Genomic DNA, 17,454 nt, shown 5'->3' with positions numbered 1-17,454 from the left:
TCTGCGAAGCCAAAACTTTCAGGTAGCCTTTGCTTACCTGCCAATTTATATGGCGATCGGCACATCACCAGCCCGTAGCAAGATGGGCAATCTCTCGCTCATGCAAAACTCTCCCCATTACTGTAAACCGTAGATCAGGCATTTATGTCCAATAGCCCACAACCGAGAAACTTAAAATAAAGGCTACCTGAAAACCGAATTTCGCACTTTCAGGTAGCCTCTCATCCACGACCATTGCCTTTATCTATCGGGCCCAAACGACAACCGCCAAGCGGGCTGACAAGGGTTTCGGCCACGGCGTATAATCCCCTATGTTGCCCAATGCCCTGCCGGCAAACTATTTGCCACACCAATTGGCAGCTAAACAACTAATAAAAAATAACAATTTTAGAGCAATCCAAAGGAACACCCTCATGGCACAACCCGCAGCCCAACCACCCAAAGAACAGGTGATTTCCCTGTATCAGGGCGCGAAACGTATTCATCCCAAGCTGGCCAAAGGCCGTTTTGCCAACCTGCGCCTGTGGGCTATTCTGGCCACGCAGTTCGTGTTTTACGTTACCCCCTGGTTCAATCTGCACGGCCGCCAGGCAGTGTGGTTCGACATTCCCGGCCGCCGTTTCCATATCTTCGCCTTCACCCTGGTGCCCAACGATTTGATCTACCTCACCGGTCTGCTGCTTCTCTCGGCTTTCGGCCTGTTTTGGTGGACTACCATCGCCGGGCGTTTGTGGTGCGGCTATGCCTGCCCGCAAACGGTCTATACCGAAATCATGCTGTGGATCGACCACTTGGTAGAGGGCGACCGCAACAAACGGCTCAAGCTCGATAAATCGCCGTGGAACTTCACCAAAATCCGCATTAAAGCCACCAAATATCTGCTGATTTTTCTGGTATGCGCTTGGACGGGCATCACGTTTGCCGGCTGGTTCAGCCCCATCCGCGCGCTGGTAACCCACATCTTCACCTTCAACTGGGCGGCCGTTTCTGGCGCAGCACTGATTGCCGCCATGCTGTATGGCGGGGCTACTTGGCTATTTGCCCACATCATGCGCGAACAGGTGTGCAAATACATGTGCCCCTATGCCCGCTTCCAAAGCGCCATGTTCGACCGCGACACGCTGATTATTTCCTACGACCCGGCACGCGGCGAGCCGCGCGGTGCGCGTAAGAAAAACGTGCAGCGCGAAGACTCCGATTTGGGCGACTGCATCAACTGCACCTTGTGCGTACAGGTATGCCCGGTGGGCATCGACATCCGCAACGGTCTGCAATACGAATGCATCGGCTGTGCCGCCTGCATTGATGTGTGCGACGAGGTAATGGATAAAATGGGCTATCCGCGCGGCCTCATCCGCTACACCACCGAAGGCGCGCTGGAAAAAGACTATCCGGAAAACAAAATCCCGCGCCGTATGCTGCGCCCGCGCGTGTTGGGCTATGGCGCGGTATTGGCCGCAGTGGCCGTGGGTTTGGTGGTCGGTCTTCTGCTGCGCCAGAATGTGCACATCGACATCATCAAAGACCGGGGCGTGATGGTGCGTCAAAACCAAGACGGCTGGCTGGAAAACGCCTATAACCTGCGCATTACCAACGCCAGCGAACACACCAAAATCCTTACCGCTTCAGTGGCCGGCTTGGAAGACATCAAAATCACCGGCCTGCCTGAAGGCGGCCTGCGCCTCAACGGCAGCGACAGTATCTCCATTCCTGTTCAGGTAGCCGTGCTGCCCGATTATGCCGAGCCGGGCAGCAACCCCATCGTCTTCACCTTCCGCTATGCCGACCCCGAAAAGCCGAACGAAGCCGAAACCATCACCACCAAAAGCACCTTCACCGGAGAATAAGCGCATGAGCACGCCCACCCCGCCCCACGCTGGCCGCAGCCCGGCCAAACCGTGGTACAAATATCCTTGGCCATGGCTGCTGATGGCCGGGCCGGCTATTGTGGTGGTGGCCGCTTTCTATACTTATAACCTCGCCGCCACCCGCAACAATCCTTCGTTGGTTACCGACGATTACTACCGAGAAGGCAAAAATATCGCCCTGCAAATGGAGCGCGACCAAGAAGCCGAACACCGGCAAATCCGTGCCGAATTGCTCGTCAGCCCCGACAACAACCGCGCCAAAATCCTGCTCAGCGGCAATATCGAGCCCGATGTGCCGCTCAAACTGCTGTGGCTGCATCCTGCCCGCAGCGAATACGACCAAACCGTAGCGATGCAGCGGCAGGGTAGTGCCGCAGCGGCGGCGAATCGGGTAGAATATGCCGCAGATTTCCAAGCCCTGCGCCCTGCCGACCATTGGTATGTACGCCTGGAAGACAGCGCCGGCAAATGGCGCGTGCAAGGCATTTGGTATCCCAAACGCGGCAACAGCCTGAGCCTGGTGCCGATGCCCCAGCCGGCGGCGCCCAACCCGCCGAAAGCCAAGCAGTAGCCTCAGGCTGGGCAGACATTGGATTTTTCAGGTAGCCTCAAGCCCGTTTCCCCTTCCACCCAACAAAAGGACCTATCCCATGGACGATATGCTGAAACAAGCCGCCCTCGATTTTCACCAATATCCGCAGCCCGGCAAAATTCAGGTAGCCCCCACCAAAGCGCTGGCCACCCAGCACGACCTGTCGCTGGCCTATTCTCCGGGTGTGGCCGCCCCCTGCCTGGAAATCCAAGCCAATCCGCAGGATTCCTATAAATACACCGCACGCGGCAACTTGGTGGCCGTGGTTTCCAACGGTACCGCCGTGCTCGGTTTGGGCAATATCGGTGCCGAGGCCAGCAAACCGGTGATGGAAGGCAAAGGCGTATTGTTTAAAAAATTCGCCGGCATCGACGTGTTCGATATCGAAATCAATGAAACCGACCCCGAAAAACTGGTGGACATCATTGCCTCGCTCGAGCCTACTTTCGGAGGCATCAACCTAGAAGACATCAAAGCGCCCGAATGCTTCTACATTGAGAAAAAACTGCGCGAACGCTGCAAAATCCCAGTATTCCACGACGATCAACACGGCACGGCCATCATCACCGCCGCCACCGTTCTCAACGGGCTGCGCCTGGTGGGCAAAGATATCGGCCAAGTGCGCTTAGTGTGCTCAGGTGCCGGTGCTGCCGCCATCGCCTGTCTCGACTTGCTCGTGGCTTTGGGCATGAAACGCGAAAACATCACCGTGTGCGACTCTAAAGGCGTGATTTACCAAACCCGCGAAGACCGCGAACGCATGGATGCCAGCAAAGTGCGCTATGCCATTGAAGACAAAGGCTGGCGCAAACTCGGCGACGCCGTGCCCGGCGCCGACATCTTCCTCGGCCTCTCCGGCCCCAATGTATTGAGCACCGATATGCTCAAACAAATGACCGCTTCGCCCATCGTGCTGGCCATGGCCAACCCGCAGCCCGAAATTTGGCCGCCGGAAGCCAAAGCCGCCCGCCCCGATGTGATTATCGGCACCGGCCGTTCCGACTTCCCCAACCAGGTGAACAACGTTCTCTGCTTCCCCTTCATCTTCCGCGGCGCACTCGATGTAGGCGCCACCACCATCAACGAAGAAATGAAGCTGGCCGCCGTGCGCGCCATTGCCGATTTGGCCATGGCCGAGCAAAACGACAAAGTCGCTACCGCCTACACCGGCGCCGAGCTGAAATTCGGCCCAGAATACCTGATTCCCAAACCCTTCGATCCGCGCCTGATCGCCCGCGTGGCACCCGCCGTGGCCAAAGCCGCCATGGATTCCGGCGTGGCTACCCGCCCGATTGCCGATTTTGCCGCTTACGAAGAAAAACTGAACGAGTTTGTTTATAAATCCGGCCTGTTCATGAAACCCATCTTCGCCCAAGCGCGCCAATCGCTCAAACGCGTGGTGTTGGCCGAAGGCGAAGACGAGCGTGTGCTGCACGCCACCCAACAGATTGTGTCTGCCAAACTGGCCACGCCAATTCTCATCGGCCGGCCGGCAGTGATCGAAGCCCGTATTCAAAAAATGGGCCTTACCATCCGCGCCGGCAGCGATTTCGAAATCGTCAACAACGAAAACGATCCCCGCTTCCGCGAATACTGGCAAGCCTACTACAACCTGCAAAAACGCAACGGCATCAGCCCTGATTTGGCACAACGCCACGTTATTGCCAACCCCACCCTCATCGGTGCGCTCATGTTGCACTTAGGCCATGCCGATGCCATGGTGTGCGGTACGGTCGGCCACTTCCGCCATCACTTGGATGTCGTTTCCAACGTTGTCGGCTACAACAACCCCGACCACACCGCCTGCGCCATGAATGCGTTGATTTTCGGCGGCCACAACTTGTTCATCGCCGACACCTATGTAAACGCCAATCCGACTGCCGAGCAGATTGCCCAAAGCACGCTGATGTGCGCCGAAGAAATCCAACGCTTCGGCATCACGCCCAAGGTCGCACTGCTGTCGCACTCCAACTTTGGTTCCGTGCCCTCTGAAAGTGCCGAAAAAATGCGCCGTGCACTTGAGCTTATCCGCCAATCCGCCCCGCAGTTGGAAATCGACGGCGAAATGCAGGGCGATGCCGCCTTGGTGGAAAGCCTGCGCCAGCAAAGCATGTCTGACTCTACCCTGAAAGGCGCCGCTAACCTCTTGGTGATGCCCAACGTGGAAGCCGCCAACATCAGCTGCAACCTGCTGCGCGTCGCCAGCCCCGACGGCGTAACCGTGGGCCCGATTCTGCTGGGCATGAAAAAACCCGTGCACATCGTCAACCAGCTCGCCTCTGTGCGCCGCTTGGTAAACATGGTGGCACTGGCCGCCGTGGATGCACAACGCCAAGGCTAAATAGCTGAAGCAGTAAAAATCAAGGCTACCTGAACTTTCAGGTAGCCTTTTCTTTACTCCGCACATTTGCCGCCCACAAACATCGAATTAGCTTATAATCCAGCCTTCAAACACATACCCACCGCTGTGAGCAAAATAATGAACTACTTTGAACAAGCCCGATTCAACATGGTCGAACAGCAAATCCGCCCCTGGAGCGTATTGGATTTCGACGTTCTCGACGCCTTGGCCGAAGTGCCGCGTGAACAATTCGTTGCCCCCGAACAGCAGGCCTACGCCTACGCCGATCTTTCCCTGCCCCTGCCCAACGGCAGCGCCATGCTCGAACCCAAAGTGGTTGCCCGCCTGATTCAAGGCCTGAAGCTCACCAAAAAGGACACTGTGCTCGAAATCGGCACTGGCTCCGGCTACGCCACCGCCGTGCTGGCTAAACTCGCCGGCCGCGTCATTACCATTGACACCGATGAAACCCAGCAGCAACAAGCCAAAGCCGTGCTCGACCGCCTCGGCCTCACCAATATCGATTACCGCATCGGCGACGGTCTGGTAAACCCGCCCATCGCCACCGTAAGCGCCATCTATGTGGGCGGCTCCTGCCCCGTAATGCCCGAAACCCTGCGCAGCAAACTGCCCGCCGGCGGCCGCATGGCGGTAATCGTCGGCCAAGAGCCCGTGATGCATGCCCTGCTCGTGCAATGTAACGGTGAAGACAGTTACGAACAAAGCGTGATGTTTGATACCGTAGCCCCTGCCCTCAGCGGCCCCGCCGTGAAAAAACCCTCATCGTTCCGCTTCTAAAAACTTTCAGGTAGCCTCACTGGAAAGGCTACCTGAAATTTATAGCCGCCTATTGGCATAAAAATAAGGCGAATCAACGCCGTATCATGCCATTTTAAAACAACCAAGCAACAAAAAAGCAGCCAACCGGCTGCCTTCCCAAATAACTGGCGCACCCAACAGGGATCGAACCTGTGACCTTCAGCTTCGGAAACTGACACTCTATCCAACTGAGCTATGGGTGCGAGAAGCGCGTAAGATTAACCCAAAACCGGCACAAAGGCAAAAAATTTTGTCTCCTTCCGGCGGCAAAGCAGCACAGAATAGAATTTTACGATTGGAAGCTATAAGCGAATTCAGTATAATTTCGCACAATCTTACAAACCGAAACCAAACCTGTATCAGACGGATTGAATGTGAACCCAAAAGAAGCGTTCAATAATCTGATTATGTGAAGGTTTCACACCAATAAACAAGCATGCTGCCGCATGCGCCCATAACGACCACAAACCATAAAGCCCATACCATGAACACCACTGCTAACAACATCAAAGGCTCAGCCGCCATTACCTTTATCGGCGGCCTGCTCGTTTTGCTGATCACCCTCTTCCTCCTGGTTAAGCTTGCCACCACCGGCTACTACAGCAACGTTTCCGATATGCAGCCCAGCGCTGTGGAAACCCGCATTCAGCCCACTGGCCGCCTTACCATGGGCGATGGCACACCCGTAGGCGAACGCGAAGGCAAGCAAGTGTTCGACAAAGTCTGCATCCAATGCCACGGTGCCGACAAAAACGTTGCTTTCGCGCCCAAAGTTACCCATAACGACGAATGGAGCGCCCGCATCGCCAAAGGCTTCGACACGCTCGTTGCCCACGCCATCAACGGCTTCAACGGCGCAGGCCAAATGCCTGCCCGCGGTGGCGACAGCACCCTTACCGATGATGAGGTTGCCCGCGCCGTGGCCTACATGACCAACCAATCCGGCGGCAACTTCACTGCCCCCGCCGTACAAAAAGGCGATGCCGCCGCCTCTGGTGCATCCGCCCCTGCCGGCCAATCTGCCGCAGCCAATGGCGAAGCCGTGTTCAACAAACTGTGCATCGCCTGCCACGCCGCCAATTCCGCCTTCCCCAACTCGCCCAAAATCACTCACAACGACGAATGGGCACCGCGCCTGGCACAAGGCCGCGCCACCTTGGTGCAACACGCCATCCAAGGCTTTAAAACCATGCCTGCCCGCGGCGGCGATGCCAACCTGAGCGATGCCGACGTGGAAGCTGCCGTGGTATATATGGCCAACCAATCCGGCGGCAAACTGTAAGCCTGCCCTGCATAATAAAGGCTACCTGAAACCTTTCAGGTAGCCTTTATTTCGTACATCAATCAAGCGACCAAACTATCCCGCCGTTTGCAAAAATGCCACCATCCGGCGCTCGAATGCCCGCACTGCCTGCCAATCAGCACGCGGCGCCGTGCACAACTGTGCTTGGCGGTAGCCGTTCAACGGCCGGCAGCGCACGCCGTCCAGTTTGCCCCAGCCGACGTAGGCCTGCAAACCACGCCGGTTAAACAGGAAATAGCCACTCGGCACCGTGCTCGGTTGGCTGTCGCCTTCCGCATACAGCCCTTCCCAAATATTGCCTTCCAGATTTTGCAGCTTATACTGCTCGATCAGCGCACGGTCGGATGCGTGTGGCACCGTTTTCAGCAGTTGCACAGTTTCACCGCGTAAACGCTGAATCTGCTGCGCCGAACCATATTGCTGAGCCAGAGCCGTGCCGCCAACGGTAAGCAACAATACCGTCAACATCATCTTTTTCATCATCTTCTCCCAATCAACCGCGGATACTCCGCAAAGCTAAAAACCGCCAGTAGTCTAACACTCACCCTAAATAACAGGCTACCTGAAAAACAAGCTTCCTTGACTTCTGGCAACATTTTTAATTTTGCTGATTTCAGGTAGCCTTTCCCTGCCCTGAACCAGAAGCTGCACTTAAAACGATGAGGCCGGCTCTTACAAAAATGCCAATTCCTCCGCCGTACTCTGCCGCCCGAGTACCGCATTGCGGTGCGGATAGCGGCCGAAACGCTCAATGATTGCCCAATGTTTGATCTCAAAATCCAGCGCGGATTCATTGGTATAGCGGGCAAACAGCTCCACCGCCTGCTGGTGGATAGCGCAGCTTTCGTTATGCATGAGCGGCATCAACATAAACTGCCGCTCTTCTGGCTGCATTTCGGCAAAGCCTTGCTCCCGCACGGCTTTTTGTGCCAGCGCCACAGCCATATTGTCTTGGGCGAAAGCCTGCGGGCTATTGCGGTGCAGATTGCGCGAAAATTGGTCGAGCACGATGATTTCCGCCAGCCGCCCGCGTAGATTGCTACGCCAGCTGTTTAGCTCGGATTGCGCGGCCTGCGCCCATACCACAGCGAAACGTTTGCGGATTTATTGATCAAAATCGGGGTTTTTGGCAAACCAAAATGCTTGATTGGCCGGGTTAAACCAAAAATCTAACACGTCATCGGGGTAGATGGCGGTTATGGAGTTTCCTTTCATATGGTATGAGTCAATTAACTTACCCCTTGCTTCCACCATGATAGAAGGCTACCTGAAAACCAGTTCTTCTAGTTTGCAGGTAGCCTTTTCACATTTCGGTGCTGTGATTCAGTGCTTCATAATCAGTAAATAGTAGAACAGCTGCATAATCAATACTGTGAGCGCAGCCAGCGAAGCCAGCGTCCAGTTGAATTCGCTGTGTACGGCAGCGGCAGATGCAGGAACACTCGGATGGCTAGAAGGCGCAGAGAGCAGGTTATCGGCGGGCTGGTCGATAACGGCTGGCAGTTTTGCTGCGGCAGGCAGCTGGATGCCGCCGGGGTCGCGGCCGGATACTAAGTTGAACACCAAGCTCTCAGCCTGGATGTGGATGTTTTGGGTTTGCCCATGGCCGGCAGCGGTAGATTGCGCGCTTTTGAGCAGGGTGTCGATGCTGGGCAGTACGGCGGGCGGCGGCGGGGTGGCAGCAGAGCGTTGCAGCAGGGCTTCGATGGCATCGGTGCTGTTGGCAGTGCGCTCGGCTTCAGCCAATTTGAAGGGCATGGCGTGGCCGGTGTCGTTATCCAGCGCCATGCGCTGGCGGCGCAGGCGGCTGTCGATTTCGTCCAGCTCGGCAGCCAGCGGTTTTTTCTGGGTATGCAGGGATTCGTCGGCGTCTTGCCCCGCCTGCTGTGCGGCCAAGGCGGCAGATTGTTGTTTGAGGCGGGCAAGTTTCTCGTGCAGGGGTATTTTGGCGTGAATCACGTCTTCCTGCAGAATCTCGGCTTTGGCAGCGGGCGCGCTCTGGGCTTTTGGCTTGCGCGTTAACGTGAAGGCGTGCCGGCACTGGCTGCACTGCACCCGCCCGTTGGCTGCCTGCAAATCGGCTACGGCATAATGATTCTCCGCGTGGCAGCGGGGGCAACTGAGTTTGACGGTTTTCATGTGTCGGCAATCCAAATACTGATGTTTCGGCCGCTATTTTAAGAAAATTAATGCGCTTTTACCATTTTCAGGTAGCCTTTTAGCGGCTAACTGTCGGTTTTTTGTATATTTTGCAGAGAATTTGTGCTGGCGGGCTACTCCCGCCAAACCATTTGCCATGAATTTAGCCGTTTCAAAAAGGATACTTGGCATCGGCTTGCCCGGTTTCACTCCCGTTTGAAACGGCTCTACGGCATTACTGGCGGGTTATCCGGCTTTACGCACGCCCACCAAACGTACCCAGCCGCCTTCGGCAACCAGCGGCTGCATATCGAACCATTCGCTATAGATGCCGTTTAGCTCTTCGGCCTGCTCTTCCAAAATGCCGGAAAGCACAATCCGCCCGCCCGCCTTGGTACGCGAAGCCAGCATGCCGCCCAACAGGCGCAGCGGATTAGCCAGGATATTGGCCACCACCACATCGTATTCCGCTTCCGGCAAGTCGTCGGGCAGGAAAAAACGGGCGGCGGCTTCGTTTTGCTCGGCATTGCTGCGGCTGGCCACAATAGCCTGCTCATCAATATCTACGCCATCGGCGGCAGCGGCGCCGAGTTTGAGCGCGGCAATGGCCAAAATGCCGGAGCCGCAGCCATAGTCGAGCACGCGGTCGGCAGCTTGGATATTTTCATCGAGCCATTGTAGGCACAAGCGGGTGGTGGGGTGGCTGCCCGTACCGAAAGCCAAGCCGGGGTCGAGCCGCAGGTTTACGGCCGATTGGTCGGCAATATCATGCCAGGTGGGCACTATCCACAGCCGGCCGGAAATGCGGATGGGATCAAACTGCGATTGCGTGAGGCGTACCCAATCCTGCTCCGGCAACTGCTCGATGCGGTAGGGCGGCACTTCCAACCGGCATTCCTTGGCCGCGGCAGCCACGGCGACAGCAACGTTGCATTGGTCGTCAAACAGGGCAATCACCAAGCTGCGCTGCCAAATTTGGCCGCTTTCTTCGCCCGGCTCGCCAAAAATAGCCTGTTCTTCGTCTGTGCCGGCGTAGGCATCTTCAATCGCGGCCGACAATGCACCGGCCGCCATTAACGCATCGGAAAACTGCTCGGCACGGTCGGCACCAATCGGAATACTGGCTTGTTGGTAGGGCATAATCGCATTTCTTTCAAACGGTAAGGGTGCGTATTGTATAGCAAGCCGCCGCCCTTCCGCCAGCCGCGGCGCTTGCAGGCTACCTGAAAACGGGTGCGGCAAGCTTCGCCAAAACCGCCCGCCGCCGTTTTCAGGTAGCCTCATCTTGGCGTTTGCCTATACAATTCCATCTTTAGAAAAGGCTACCTGAAAGCACACACATGCCCCGCGAATTCCAACTTTTCAACCTGCCCGCGCAATTCGACCTCGACCCCGCCGCGCTGGAGCAAACCTACCGCCAACTGGCCGCCCGCTTCCATCCCGACAAAACCGCCACCGCTTCCGCCTTCGAGCAGAAACAGGCCGTGATGATGGCCGCTGCCGTCAACGAAGCCTACCGCCGCCTCAGCCGGCCGCTGGAGCGCGCCGTTTTGCTGCTGCAGGCGCAAGGCATCCAGGCCGATTCCGAAGAGCGCACCGCCTTCGATCCCGAGTTTCTAATGCAGCAAATGGAATGGCGTGAAGAGCTGGCCGCAGCCCGCACCAAAAACTCTGCCGAACGACTCGCCGCGCTGGATAAGCAAGTGGCCGCCGAAGAGGCCCGGCTGCTGGCCAAACTCAGCACCGCCTTTCAGCAGGCAGACTACGCCCAAGCCGCCGAACTCGTGCCGCAAGGCCGTTTCCTCGATAAAATCCGGCAGGAAATCCACGCTGCGTTGTAAGCCTTAACAGGCTACCTGAAACCCCAAAACCACAATATTTTGCCATCTAATTTTTTCAGGTAGCCTGCCGCCTACTCTTCCAACCAACAAGGGAAACCATGATGGACAATCAACAATTCAACCGATATGCCCCGCCGCGCACCAACGGCGAACCGGATTCCACCCACCACGGCAACTATTTGGCCGAGCCGCAAGCTTTGCCTGCCGGTAATGCTAAAGAGTGGATTGGCGCTGCCTGGCGTTTGTTCAAACTGCGCCCGGGCAAACTTATTGGCGCCGCGCTGTTGTTTGGCGCCATCAATATCGGCTTGGGCATGATTCCGTATATCGGCGGCCTGCTGCAGGCGGCCATCTCCATATTTGAAATAGCCGGCTTTGCCTTTATTGCCAAACAATTGGAAGCAGAAGGCGATTTTGAATTCGGCCAAATTTTTATCGGCTTTCAGGAAAACACCAAATCGCTGGCAATAATCGGCGCAATCGGCGCGGTAGTGGCTTTAATTAGCAACCTTGCTGCAATCATCTTGATCGTCGGACAAGTAGGCGATGTGAGCAGTGCTGCCAATCTGGATCTAGATGAAGCACAGATGATGTCTGCCGGCCTTTCCGTGATGGCACTATCTCTCATACTGGGCATAGTTTATTCTGCCTTTACCTTCCTCGCTCCGGCCTTGATCATCTTGGAAAACGAACCACCCAAACGTGCTATATTGCTGAGCTGGCAAGGCTTCAGCCGCAATATCGGCGGCGCGGTATTCTGTGGTTTGATGATGGGGCTGCTGTTTATTGTCGGCATGATTCCCATATTCCTCGGCCTGCTGGTGGTGATGCCCTTGCTGATGCTGGTACCTTATGCCGTGTATCGTGATCTATTCTTCAAATAGCAACCCAAAGGCTACCTGAAACTTTCAGGTAGCCTTCTTATCACCAGCCCCATGCTAAAATCCGCCATCATTTTTTATCCAACCTCCGAGGCCACATCATGAATACCCGCCCCGAAATCCTTGCCGCCGCCTTTGATTTAGACGGCACCTTAGTCGATTCCCTTGCCGACCTCGCCGCTGCCGCCAACGAAGCCCGCCGCAGCGAAAACCTGCCCCTACTCGACGAAAAACTGATGATGTCCTACGTGGGCGACGGCGTGGGCAAACTCGTGCACCGAGCCCTCACTGCCGATCCGGACGGCCAAGCCCCTGATGAAGTGTGGCAGCGTGCCTTCGCCGTGTTTGCCCAACATTATTCCGAACACCTCGACCGCCACACCTACATCTACCCCGAAGTAAAAACCGGCCTCCAGCTCCTGAAAACCCTCGGCATCCCGCTGGCCGTAATCACCAACAAACGTGAAGCCTGGGCCGCCGAGCTGCTGCGCCGCCTGGGCCTGGCCGACCTGTTCAGCCTCGTGGTGGGCGGAGATACGCTGCCCCAGCGCAAGCCCGATGCAGAACCCTTGCTGCACGCCGCCGAAGTATTGGGCGTGAAGCCGGAAAACATGGCGATGGTGGGCGATTCGCGCAACGACATCCTCGCCGCCAAAGCCGCCGGCTGCTTTGCCATCGGCGTGCGCTACGGCTATGCCGATATGGACCAATTGGCCGAAAACCCCGCCACCCGCGCGGATTGGATCGTGAGCACCCTGCCCGAAATCTACGACCGCCTGCGCCCCGATGACCGCCGTTAAATCCCTGCGCAGCCGCGCCCTAGATTTATTGTCGCGGCGGGAAATGTCGCAAGCCGAACTGCGGCGCAAACTCGCGCCCTATGCCGAAGATCCCGCCGAAATCGATGCTTTGCTGCAAGAGTTTGCCGAGCGCGACTGGCAATCCGACCAGCGCTACGCCGAAAGCTACGTATACAGCAAAAGCAGCCGTTACGGCCGCCTGCGCCTCGCCCAAGGCCTGCAACAGCAAAAGCTGGACAACGAACTCATCGAAGCCACCCTGCCCGACCGCGACAGCGAACGCGCCACCGCCTGCGCCGTGCTGCGCAAAAAGTTCAAACAGCCCCCCGCCGACTTCGCCGCACAGCAACGCGCCGCCCGCTTCCTCGCCTACCGCGGCTTCGACCACGATACCATCCGCCACGCGCTGGATAAGGCCTGGCAAGACGAAGAAGAGTGGGATGAATAAACAGAAAGGCTGCCTGAAAACACCCTTGCAGCATTTTCAGGTAGCCTTTTGCAATACAGAACCCTGCTGAAAAGGCTACCTGAAAAATAATGCGCGGATGTAGAGCGGATTCAAATAAGAACAGGGCAAGTCGGCAAGCCACAAACAATACAAACAATGTGGCCAGCCCGAGCCAACGCAGCGGCATCCTAACCTTTAATTCGCGATAAATATGGCCGCCTGCCGTTTACGCACAAACCCGCCAATACTTTCAGGTAGCCTTTTCCCAAACTCGCCATGCCCGTTACCGCCTATCCTGCCCTCATCCTTTTTGCCCTCATCGCCTCATGCAACTGGCTCTTCCTGCGCAAAGGTTATTCGCTCACCCCCTTGGTCGGCCCCATCCTGCTCTTCCTCGGCAGCATAAAGTGGGCGGAGCCGTGGTATTACTGGCTGCTCCTCCTGCTCGACCCCGGCAGCATCACCACCCTGCTCAACCTGTCCGCCATACTCAAACTCATATGGGACGGCAGCTTCGTCAACCGCACCGCCACCTACCGTAGCCCGCAACACACCTTACGGCTCTACCGCAACGGCAGCTTCGAGCTGGAATACGAGCCCAGTAAAGCCGAATTGGCCGCCTGCACAGGGGAAACCGACTGCGGCTGCGGCGGCGATTGGCGGCGCGAAGCGGATAAACTGTACCTCTTCCACGGCGGCGCCCCCTTAGTCTGCTTCGCCATCGCCCGAGCAAACGGGCGGGAATACCTGCTGGCCGAACACCCCGATCCGCCCTTCCGTCTGCACGGCGTGCACCTCTTCCGCCGCTGACCCGTCACTATCATTGCCATCTAAACCATCTATCTGCCACCCCCGCTAAGGCTACCTGAAAACCATCGGCAGAAAATGGCAGAATCTTTGCCACACCCGCCGCAAGCACCCTAATTTAGGCTACAATACAACCGTCTGTTCCAATCCCCCACCACCTCAACACTGAGCAAGCAGAAAGGATGCAGGATCATGAAGTTTAACGAACTCTTCCACCACAACGACTTTATCGGCCGCCACCTCAGCCTGTCCGACCGTGCCGCCCTTTTGGCCGCGTTGGGCGAAAAAGATGTGAGCAGCTTTGTGGAGCACACCGTGCCGCAAAGCGTGCGTATGCCCGGCTCGCTGCAGCTGCCCGAAGCATTAAGCGAAGCCGATGCTTTGGCCAAACTCAAGGGCATCGCCGCCAAAAACCGTATCAATAAAAGCTATATCGGCCTAGGCTACTACCCCACCCGCCTGCCGAATGTGATTCTGCGCAATGTGCTGGAAAATCCGGGCTGGTACACCGCCTATACGCCCTATCAAGCCGAAGTGTCGCAAGGCCGTTTGGAAGCCTTGTTGAACTTCCAGCAGGTATGTATCGACCTCACCGGCTTCGAGCTGGCTGGTGCCTCCCTGCTCGACGAAGCCACCGCCGCTGCCGAAGCCATGACCATGGCGCGCCGCGTGGGCAAATCCAAATCCAACCAATTCTTTGTGGACGAGCGCGTTTACCCGCAAACGCTGGACGTGATCAAAACCCGAGCCAAATATTTCGATTTTGAGCTGGTGGTGGGCAATTTCGACACCGCTCGCAACGGCGAATACTTCGGCGCGCTGTTCCAATATGTGGGCAACGACGGCGACGTGGCCGATTTGGGCGACGTGATTGCCGCTGTGAAAGCCAAAGGCGCAGTGGTGGCCGTGGCTGCCGATATCATGAGCCTGGTGCTGTTGAAAGCACCCGCCGAGTTGGGCGCCGACATTGCCTTGGGCAGCACCCAGCGCTTCGGTATCCCGATGGGCTTCGGCGGCCCGCACGCTGCTTACTTTGCGTTTAAAGACAAAGACAAACGCTCCGCTCCCGGCCGTATCATCGGCGTATCGGTGGATGCCTCCGGCAAGCAGGCGCTGCGTATGGCACTGCAAACCCGTGAGCAACACATCCGCCGTGAAAAAGCCAATTCCAATATTTGTACTTCGCAAGTGCTGCTGGCCAACTTGGCCGGTATGTACGCGGTGTATCACGGTCCCGAAGGCGTAAACCGCATCGCCCGCCGTATCCACGCGCTGGCTGTTGCTTTTGCCGATGCGGTACAGGCTGCCGGCGGCAAAGTGGTGCATTCGGTATTCTTCGATACTGTGGCCGTGGATTTCGGCAGCAAGGCGCAAGCCGACGGCGTGTACCAAAAAGCACTGGATGCCGGCTTCAACCTGCTGCGCATTGGCGAGAACGTGCTGGCTGCCGCCTTCAGCGAAACCTCCAGCGCCGAAGAGTTTGCCCAACTGGTTGAATTGTTCACAGGCAAGGCGGCTGCCCTGCCCGAGAACGCACCCGCCAGCAGGCTACCTGAAAACCTGCAGCGCAAAGGCGCGATCTTGCAACACCCCGTGTTCAACAGCTACCACACCGAACACGAAATGCTGCGCTACCTGAAAAAACTGGAAGAGCGCGATTTGGCCATGAACCGCAGCATGATTTCGCTCGGTTCCTGCACCATGAAGCTGAATGCCACCGCCGAGATGATTCCGATTACCTGGCCGGAATTCACCAACGTGCACCCGTTTGCCCCTCGCGAACAAGTGCAAGGCTGCCTGGAAATGATCCACGGCCTGCAAGAGCAGCTCAAGGCCGTTACCGGCTTCGACGCCATCTGTATCCAGCCCAACTCCGGCGCGCAAGGCGAATACACCGGCATGGTTACCATCCGCCGCTACCACGAAGCGCAAGGCCACCCCGAACGCAACGTGTGCCTGATTCCGCGCTCCGCCCACGGCACCAACCCCGCCACCGCCCACATGGCCGGTATGCAGATTGTGATCGTGGATACCGACGAGCACGGTAACGTGGATATTGCCGATCTGAAAGCCAAGGCCGAACAACATAAAGATACGCTGGGTGCGCTGATGATTACCTACCCGTCCACCCACGGCGTGTATGAAGAAGGCATCCGCGACATCTGCCGCATCATCCACGAGAACGGTGGCCAGGTGTATATGGACGGCGCCAATATGAACGCCCAAGTCGGCATCATGCAGCCGGCCGAAGTGGGTGCCGACGTGTTGCACATGAATCTGCACAAAACCTTCTGCATCCCGCACGGTGGCGGCGGCCCTGGTATGGGCCCCATCGGCTTGAAAGCCCACCTTGCACCGTTTGCGCCAAGCCACGTTGTGGCACCGGTGGAAGGTGCTACTGTGGGCATGGGTGCCGTATCTGCCGCACCCTACGGCTCCGCCAGCATCCTGCCGATTACTTGGATGTACATCAGCATGATGGGGGCAGACGGTTTGCGCCAAGCCACCGAAACCGCCCTGCTCAACGCCAACTACGTTGCTAAGCAGCTCTCCGCCGATTATCCGGTGCTCTATACCGGCAAAAACGGCCGCGTGGCGCACGAATGCATCATCGACCTACGCCCGCTCAAGGCCGAAAGCGGTATCACCGAAGTGGACATCGCCAAACGCCTGATGGACTACGGCTTCCATGCCCCGACCATGTCCTTCCCCGTAGCCGGTACGCTGATGATCGAGCCTACCGAAAGCGAAAGCAAGGCCGAGCTCGACCGCTTCATCGCTGCGATGAAACAGATTAAGCAGGAAGCGCTGAAAGTACAGCGCGGCGAATGGCCGAAAGACGACAACCCGCTGGTCAACGCACCGCATACCGCCGCCGATGTAACCGGCGAATGGAAACGTGCCTACAGCCGCGAAGAAGCCGTCTACCCCCTGCCCTATGTGCGCGAGAACAAATTCTGGCCGAGCGTAAACCGTATCGATGATGTATACGGCGACCGCCACTTGGTTTGCTCTTGCCCCAGTATCGAGCACTATGAAGGCTAAACATAGGTATTAACCCTGTCATAAAAGAAAGGCTACCTGAAATCAAATTTTCAGGTAGCCTTTATTGTCCTTATGCAAAGCGAAATAAAACCAAAGAAACTCGCCATTTCTAAAGCTCATTTAGCATACAAAGCAGCAAAGTAGTAAGCAATATGGTCGCACAGCAAGCTGAATGCATGCGGTATGAAGAAATCGGCGGCTTTAACTAGAAAATCTGTTACACTGCTTTCAGGTAACCTAAATCAAATGTTACCAATCATCCATCCAAATAACACCAAGGAGTCATTATGATTACTGTAGTTGCCCAATTCGAAGTCAAACCCGCCGAACTGGATAAATTCCTGCAACACTGCGACGAATTGATTGCCGAAACCCGTAAGGAAAACGGCTGCCTGTCTTACCACCTATACCAAAATACCCAACAACCCAACCAAGTCAGCTTCATCGAGCTATGGCAAAACCAGGCTGTATTGGATACCCATTCCGCTTCTGCACACTTTACCCGCATTGTGCCAACCTTGGTAGAAGCCTGCGAAAAAGCCCCGGATATCCAACTCTATACACAGATCA

General features: G+C 56.7%; 15 protein-coding genes, 1 tRNA gene and 1 pseudogene. 12 read left to right on the top strand and 5 right to left on the bottom strand.

Translation table 11 applies throughout. The features are described from left to right. The first annotated feature begins 413 nt into the window (after nucleotides 1-413). The 4 genes from ccoG to HMPREF2796_RS06215 all read left to right on the top strand — a co-directional run bounded on the left by ccoG (nucleotide 414) and on the right by HMPREF2796_RS06215 (nucleotide 5,599). The gene (ccoG, locus tag HMPREF2796_RS06230) at nucleotides 414-1,847 is read left to right on the top strand and encodes a cytochrome c oxidase accessory protein CcoG (protein WP_070631965.1); all 1,434 of its coding nucleotides are present in this window, start codon (nucleotides 414-416) and stop codon (nucleotides 1,845-1,847) included. A 4-nt stretch (nucleotides 1,848-1,851) separates the two neighbouring features. Further along, nucleotides 1,852-2,439 (top strand): FixH family protein, encoded by a 588-nt coding sequence (locus HMPREF2796_RS06225; RefSeq protein WP_070631962.1) that lies wholly within the window; start codon nucleotides 1,852-1,854, stop codon nucleotides 2,437-2,439. Nucleotides 2,440-2,518: 79 nt separating this feature from the next. Next, a complete protein-coding gene (locus HMPREF2796_RS06220; RefSeq protein WP_070631959.1) occupies nucleotides 2,519-4,801 on the top strand; it encodes an NADP-dependent malic enzyme in 2,283 nt (760 codons plus the stop codon). A 138-nt stretch (nucleotides 4,802-4,939) separates the two neighbouring features. Then, entirely contained in the window at nucleotides 4,940-5,599 is a 660-nt protein-coding gene (locus HMPREF2796_RS06215) for a protein-L-isoaspartate O-methyltransferase family protein (RefSeq protein ID WP_070631956.1), read from the top strand. A 147-nt stretch (nucleotides 5,600-5,746) separates the two neighbouring features. Here HMPREF2796_RS06215 and HMPREF2796_RS06210 read toward each other — a convergent pair. Further along, nucleotides 5,747-5,823: transfer RNA gene (locus HMPREF2796_RS06210), tRNA-Arg, on the bottom strand. Nucleotides 5,824-6,104: 281 nt separating this feature from the next. Between HMPREF2796_RS06210 and HMPREF2796_RS06205 the strand changes: the two genes are divergently transcribed. Beyond that, on the top strand, nucleotides 6,105-6,902 hold the full coding sequence (locus HMPREF2796_RS06205) for a c-type cytochrome (protein WP_070631952.1): 798 nt from the start codon (nucleotides 6,105-6,107) through the stop codon (nucleotides 6,900-6,902). Between the two features lie 75 nt (nucleotides 6,903-6,977). Here the strand turns inward: HMPREF2796_RS06205 and HMPREF2796_RS06200 are convergent, their stop codons facing one another. The 4 genes and pseudogenes from HMPREF2796_RS06200 to prmA form a co-directional block, all read right to left on the bottom strand. Beyond that, a complete protein-coding gene (locus tag HMPREF2796_RS06200; protein ID WP_070631949.1) occupies nucleotides 6,978-7,403 on the bottom strand; it encodes a hypothetical protein in 426 nt (141 codons plus the stop codon). 192 nt (nucleotides 7,404-7,595) lie between these two features. Then, nucleotides 7,596-8,138: pseudogene (locus HMPREF2796_RS06195) on the bottom strand (DUF924 family protein). A 108-nt stretch (nucleotides 8,139-8,246) separates the two neighbouring features. Next, complete coding sequence (locus HMPREF2796_RS06190) at nucleotides 8,247-9,062, bottom strand: MJ0042-type zinc finger domain-containing protein (protein WP_070631946.1); 816 nt, start codon at nucleotides 9,060-9,062, stop codon at nucleotides 8,247-8,249. 246 nt (nucleotides 9,063-9,308) lie between these two features. Further along, nucleotides 9,309-10,202: a 50S ribosomal protein L11 methyltransferase gene (gene prmA, locus HMPREF2796_RS06185; protein ID WP_070631944.1), complete on the bottom strand. Its 894-nt coding sequence runs from the start codon at nucleotides 10,200-10,202 to the stop codon at nucleotides 9,309-9,311. Between the two features lie 200 nt (nucleotides 10,203-10,402). On the opposite strand from prmA, the gene hscB reads away from it, so the two are divergent. From hscB to HMPREF2796_RS06150, 7 genes are all read left to right on the top strand, one after another. Further along, nucleotides 10,403-10,903: a Fe-S protein assembly co-chaperone HscB gene (gene hscB, locus HMPREF2796_RS06180; protein ID WP_070631941.1), complete on the top strand. Its 501-nt coding sequence runs from the start codon at nucleotides 10,403-10,405 to the stop codon at nucleotides 10,901-10,903. Between the two features lie 98 nt (nucleotides 10,904-11,001). Next, the gene (locus tag HMPREF2796_RS06175; protein WP_141749175.1) at nucleotides 11,002-11,787 is read left to right on the top strand and encodes a BPSS1780 family membrane protein; all 786 of its coding nucleotides are present in this window, start codon (nucleotides 11,002-11,004) and stop codon (nucleotides 11,785-11,787) included. 98 nt (nucleotides 11,788-11,885) lie between these two features. Then, nucleotides 11,886-12,584 carry a phosphoglycolate phosphatase gene (locus HMPREF2796_RS06170; protein WP_070631934.1) on the top strand — a complete coding sequence of 233 codons (699 nt, stop codon included), beginning with the start codon at nucleotides 11,886-11,888 and terminating at the stop codon, nucleotides 12,582-12,584. Next, the gene (recX, locus tag HMPREF2796_RS06165) at nucleotides 12,571-13,032 is read left to right on the top strand and encodes a recombination regulator RecX (protein WP_070631930.1); all 462 of its coding nucleotides are present in this window, start codon (nucleotides 12,571-12,573) and stop codon (nucleotides 13,030-13,032) included. Before HMPREF2796_RS06170 ends, recX begins: the two co-directional genes overlap by 14 nt. A gap of 276 nt (nucleotides 13,033-13,308) precedes the next feature. Beyond that, entirely contained in the window at nucleotides 13,309-13,842 is a 534-nt protein-coding gene (locus HMPREF2796_RS06160) for a hypothetical protein (protein WP_070631928.1), read from the top strand. 189 nt (nucleotides 13,843-14,031) lie between these two features. Next, entirely contained in the window at nucleotides 14,032-16,884 is a 2,853-nt protein-coding gene (gcvP, locus tag HMPREF2796_RS06155) for an aminomethyl-transferring glycine dehydrogenase (protein WP_070631925.1), read from the top strand. 287 nt (nucleotides 16,885-17,171) lie between these two features. Beyond that, nucleotides 17,172-17,454 (top strand): putative quinol monooxygenase (locus HMPREF2796_RS06150; RefSeq protein ID WP_070631922.1); only part of this gene is annotated, 283 nt, incomplete at its 3' end.

Source organism: Eikenella sp. HMSC071B05, assembly GCF_001811325.1.
GTDB classification, from domain to species: domain Bacteria; phylum Pseudomonadota; class Gammaproteobacteria; order Burkholderiales; family Neisseriaceae; genus Eikenella; species Eikenella corrodens.
The sequence above is the reverse complement of the archived record's forward strand: the minus strand, read 5'-3'. Positions and strand labels throughout refer to the sequence as shown.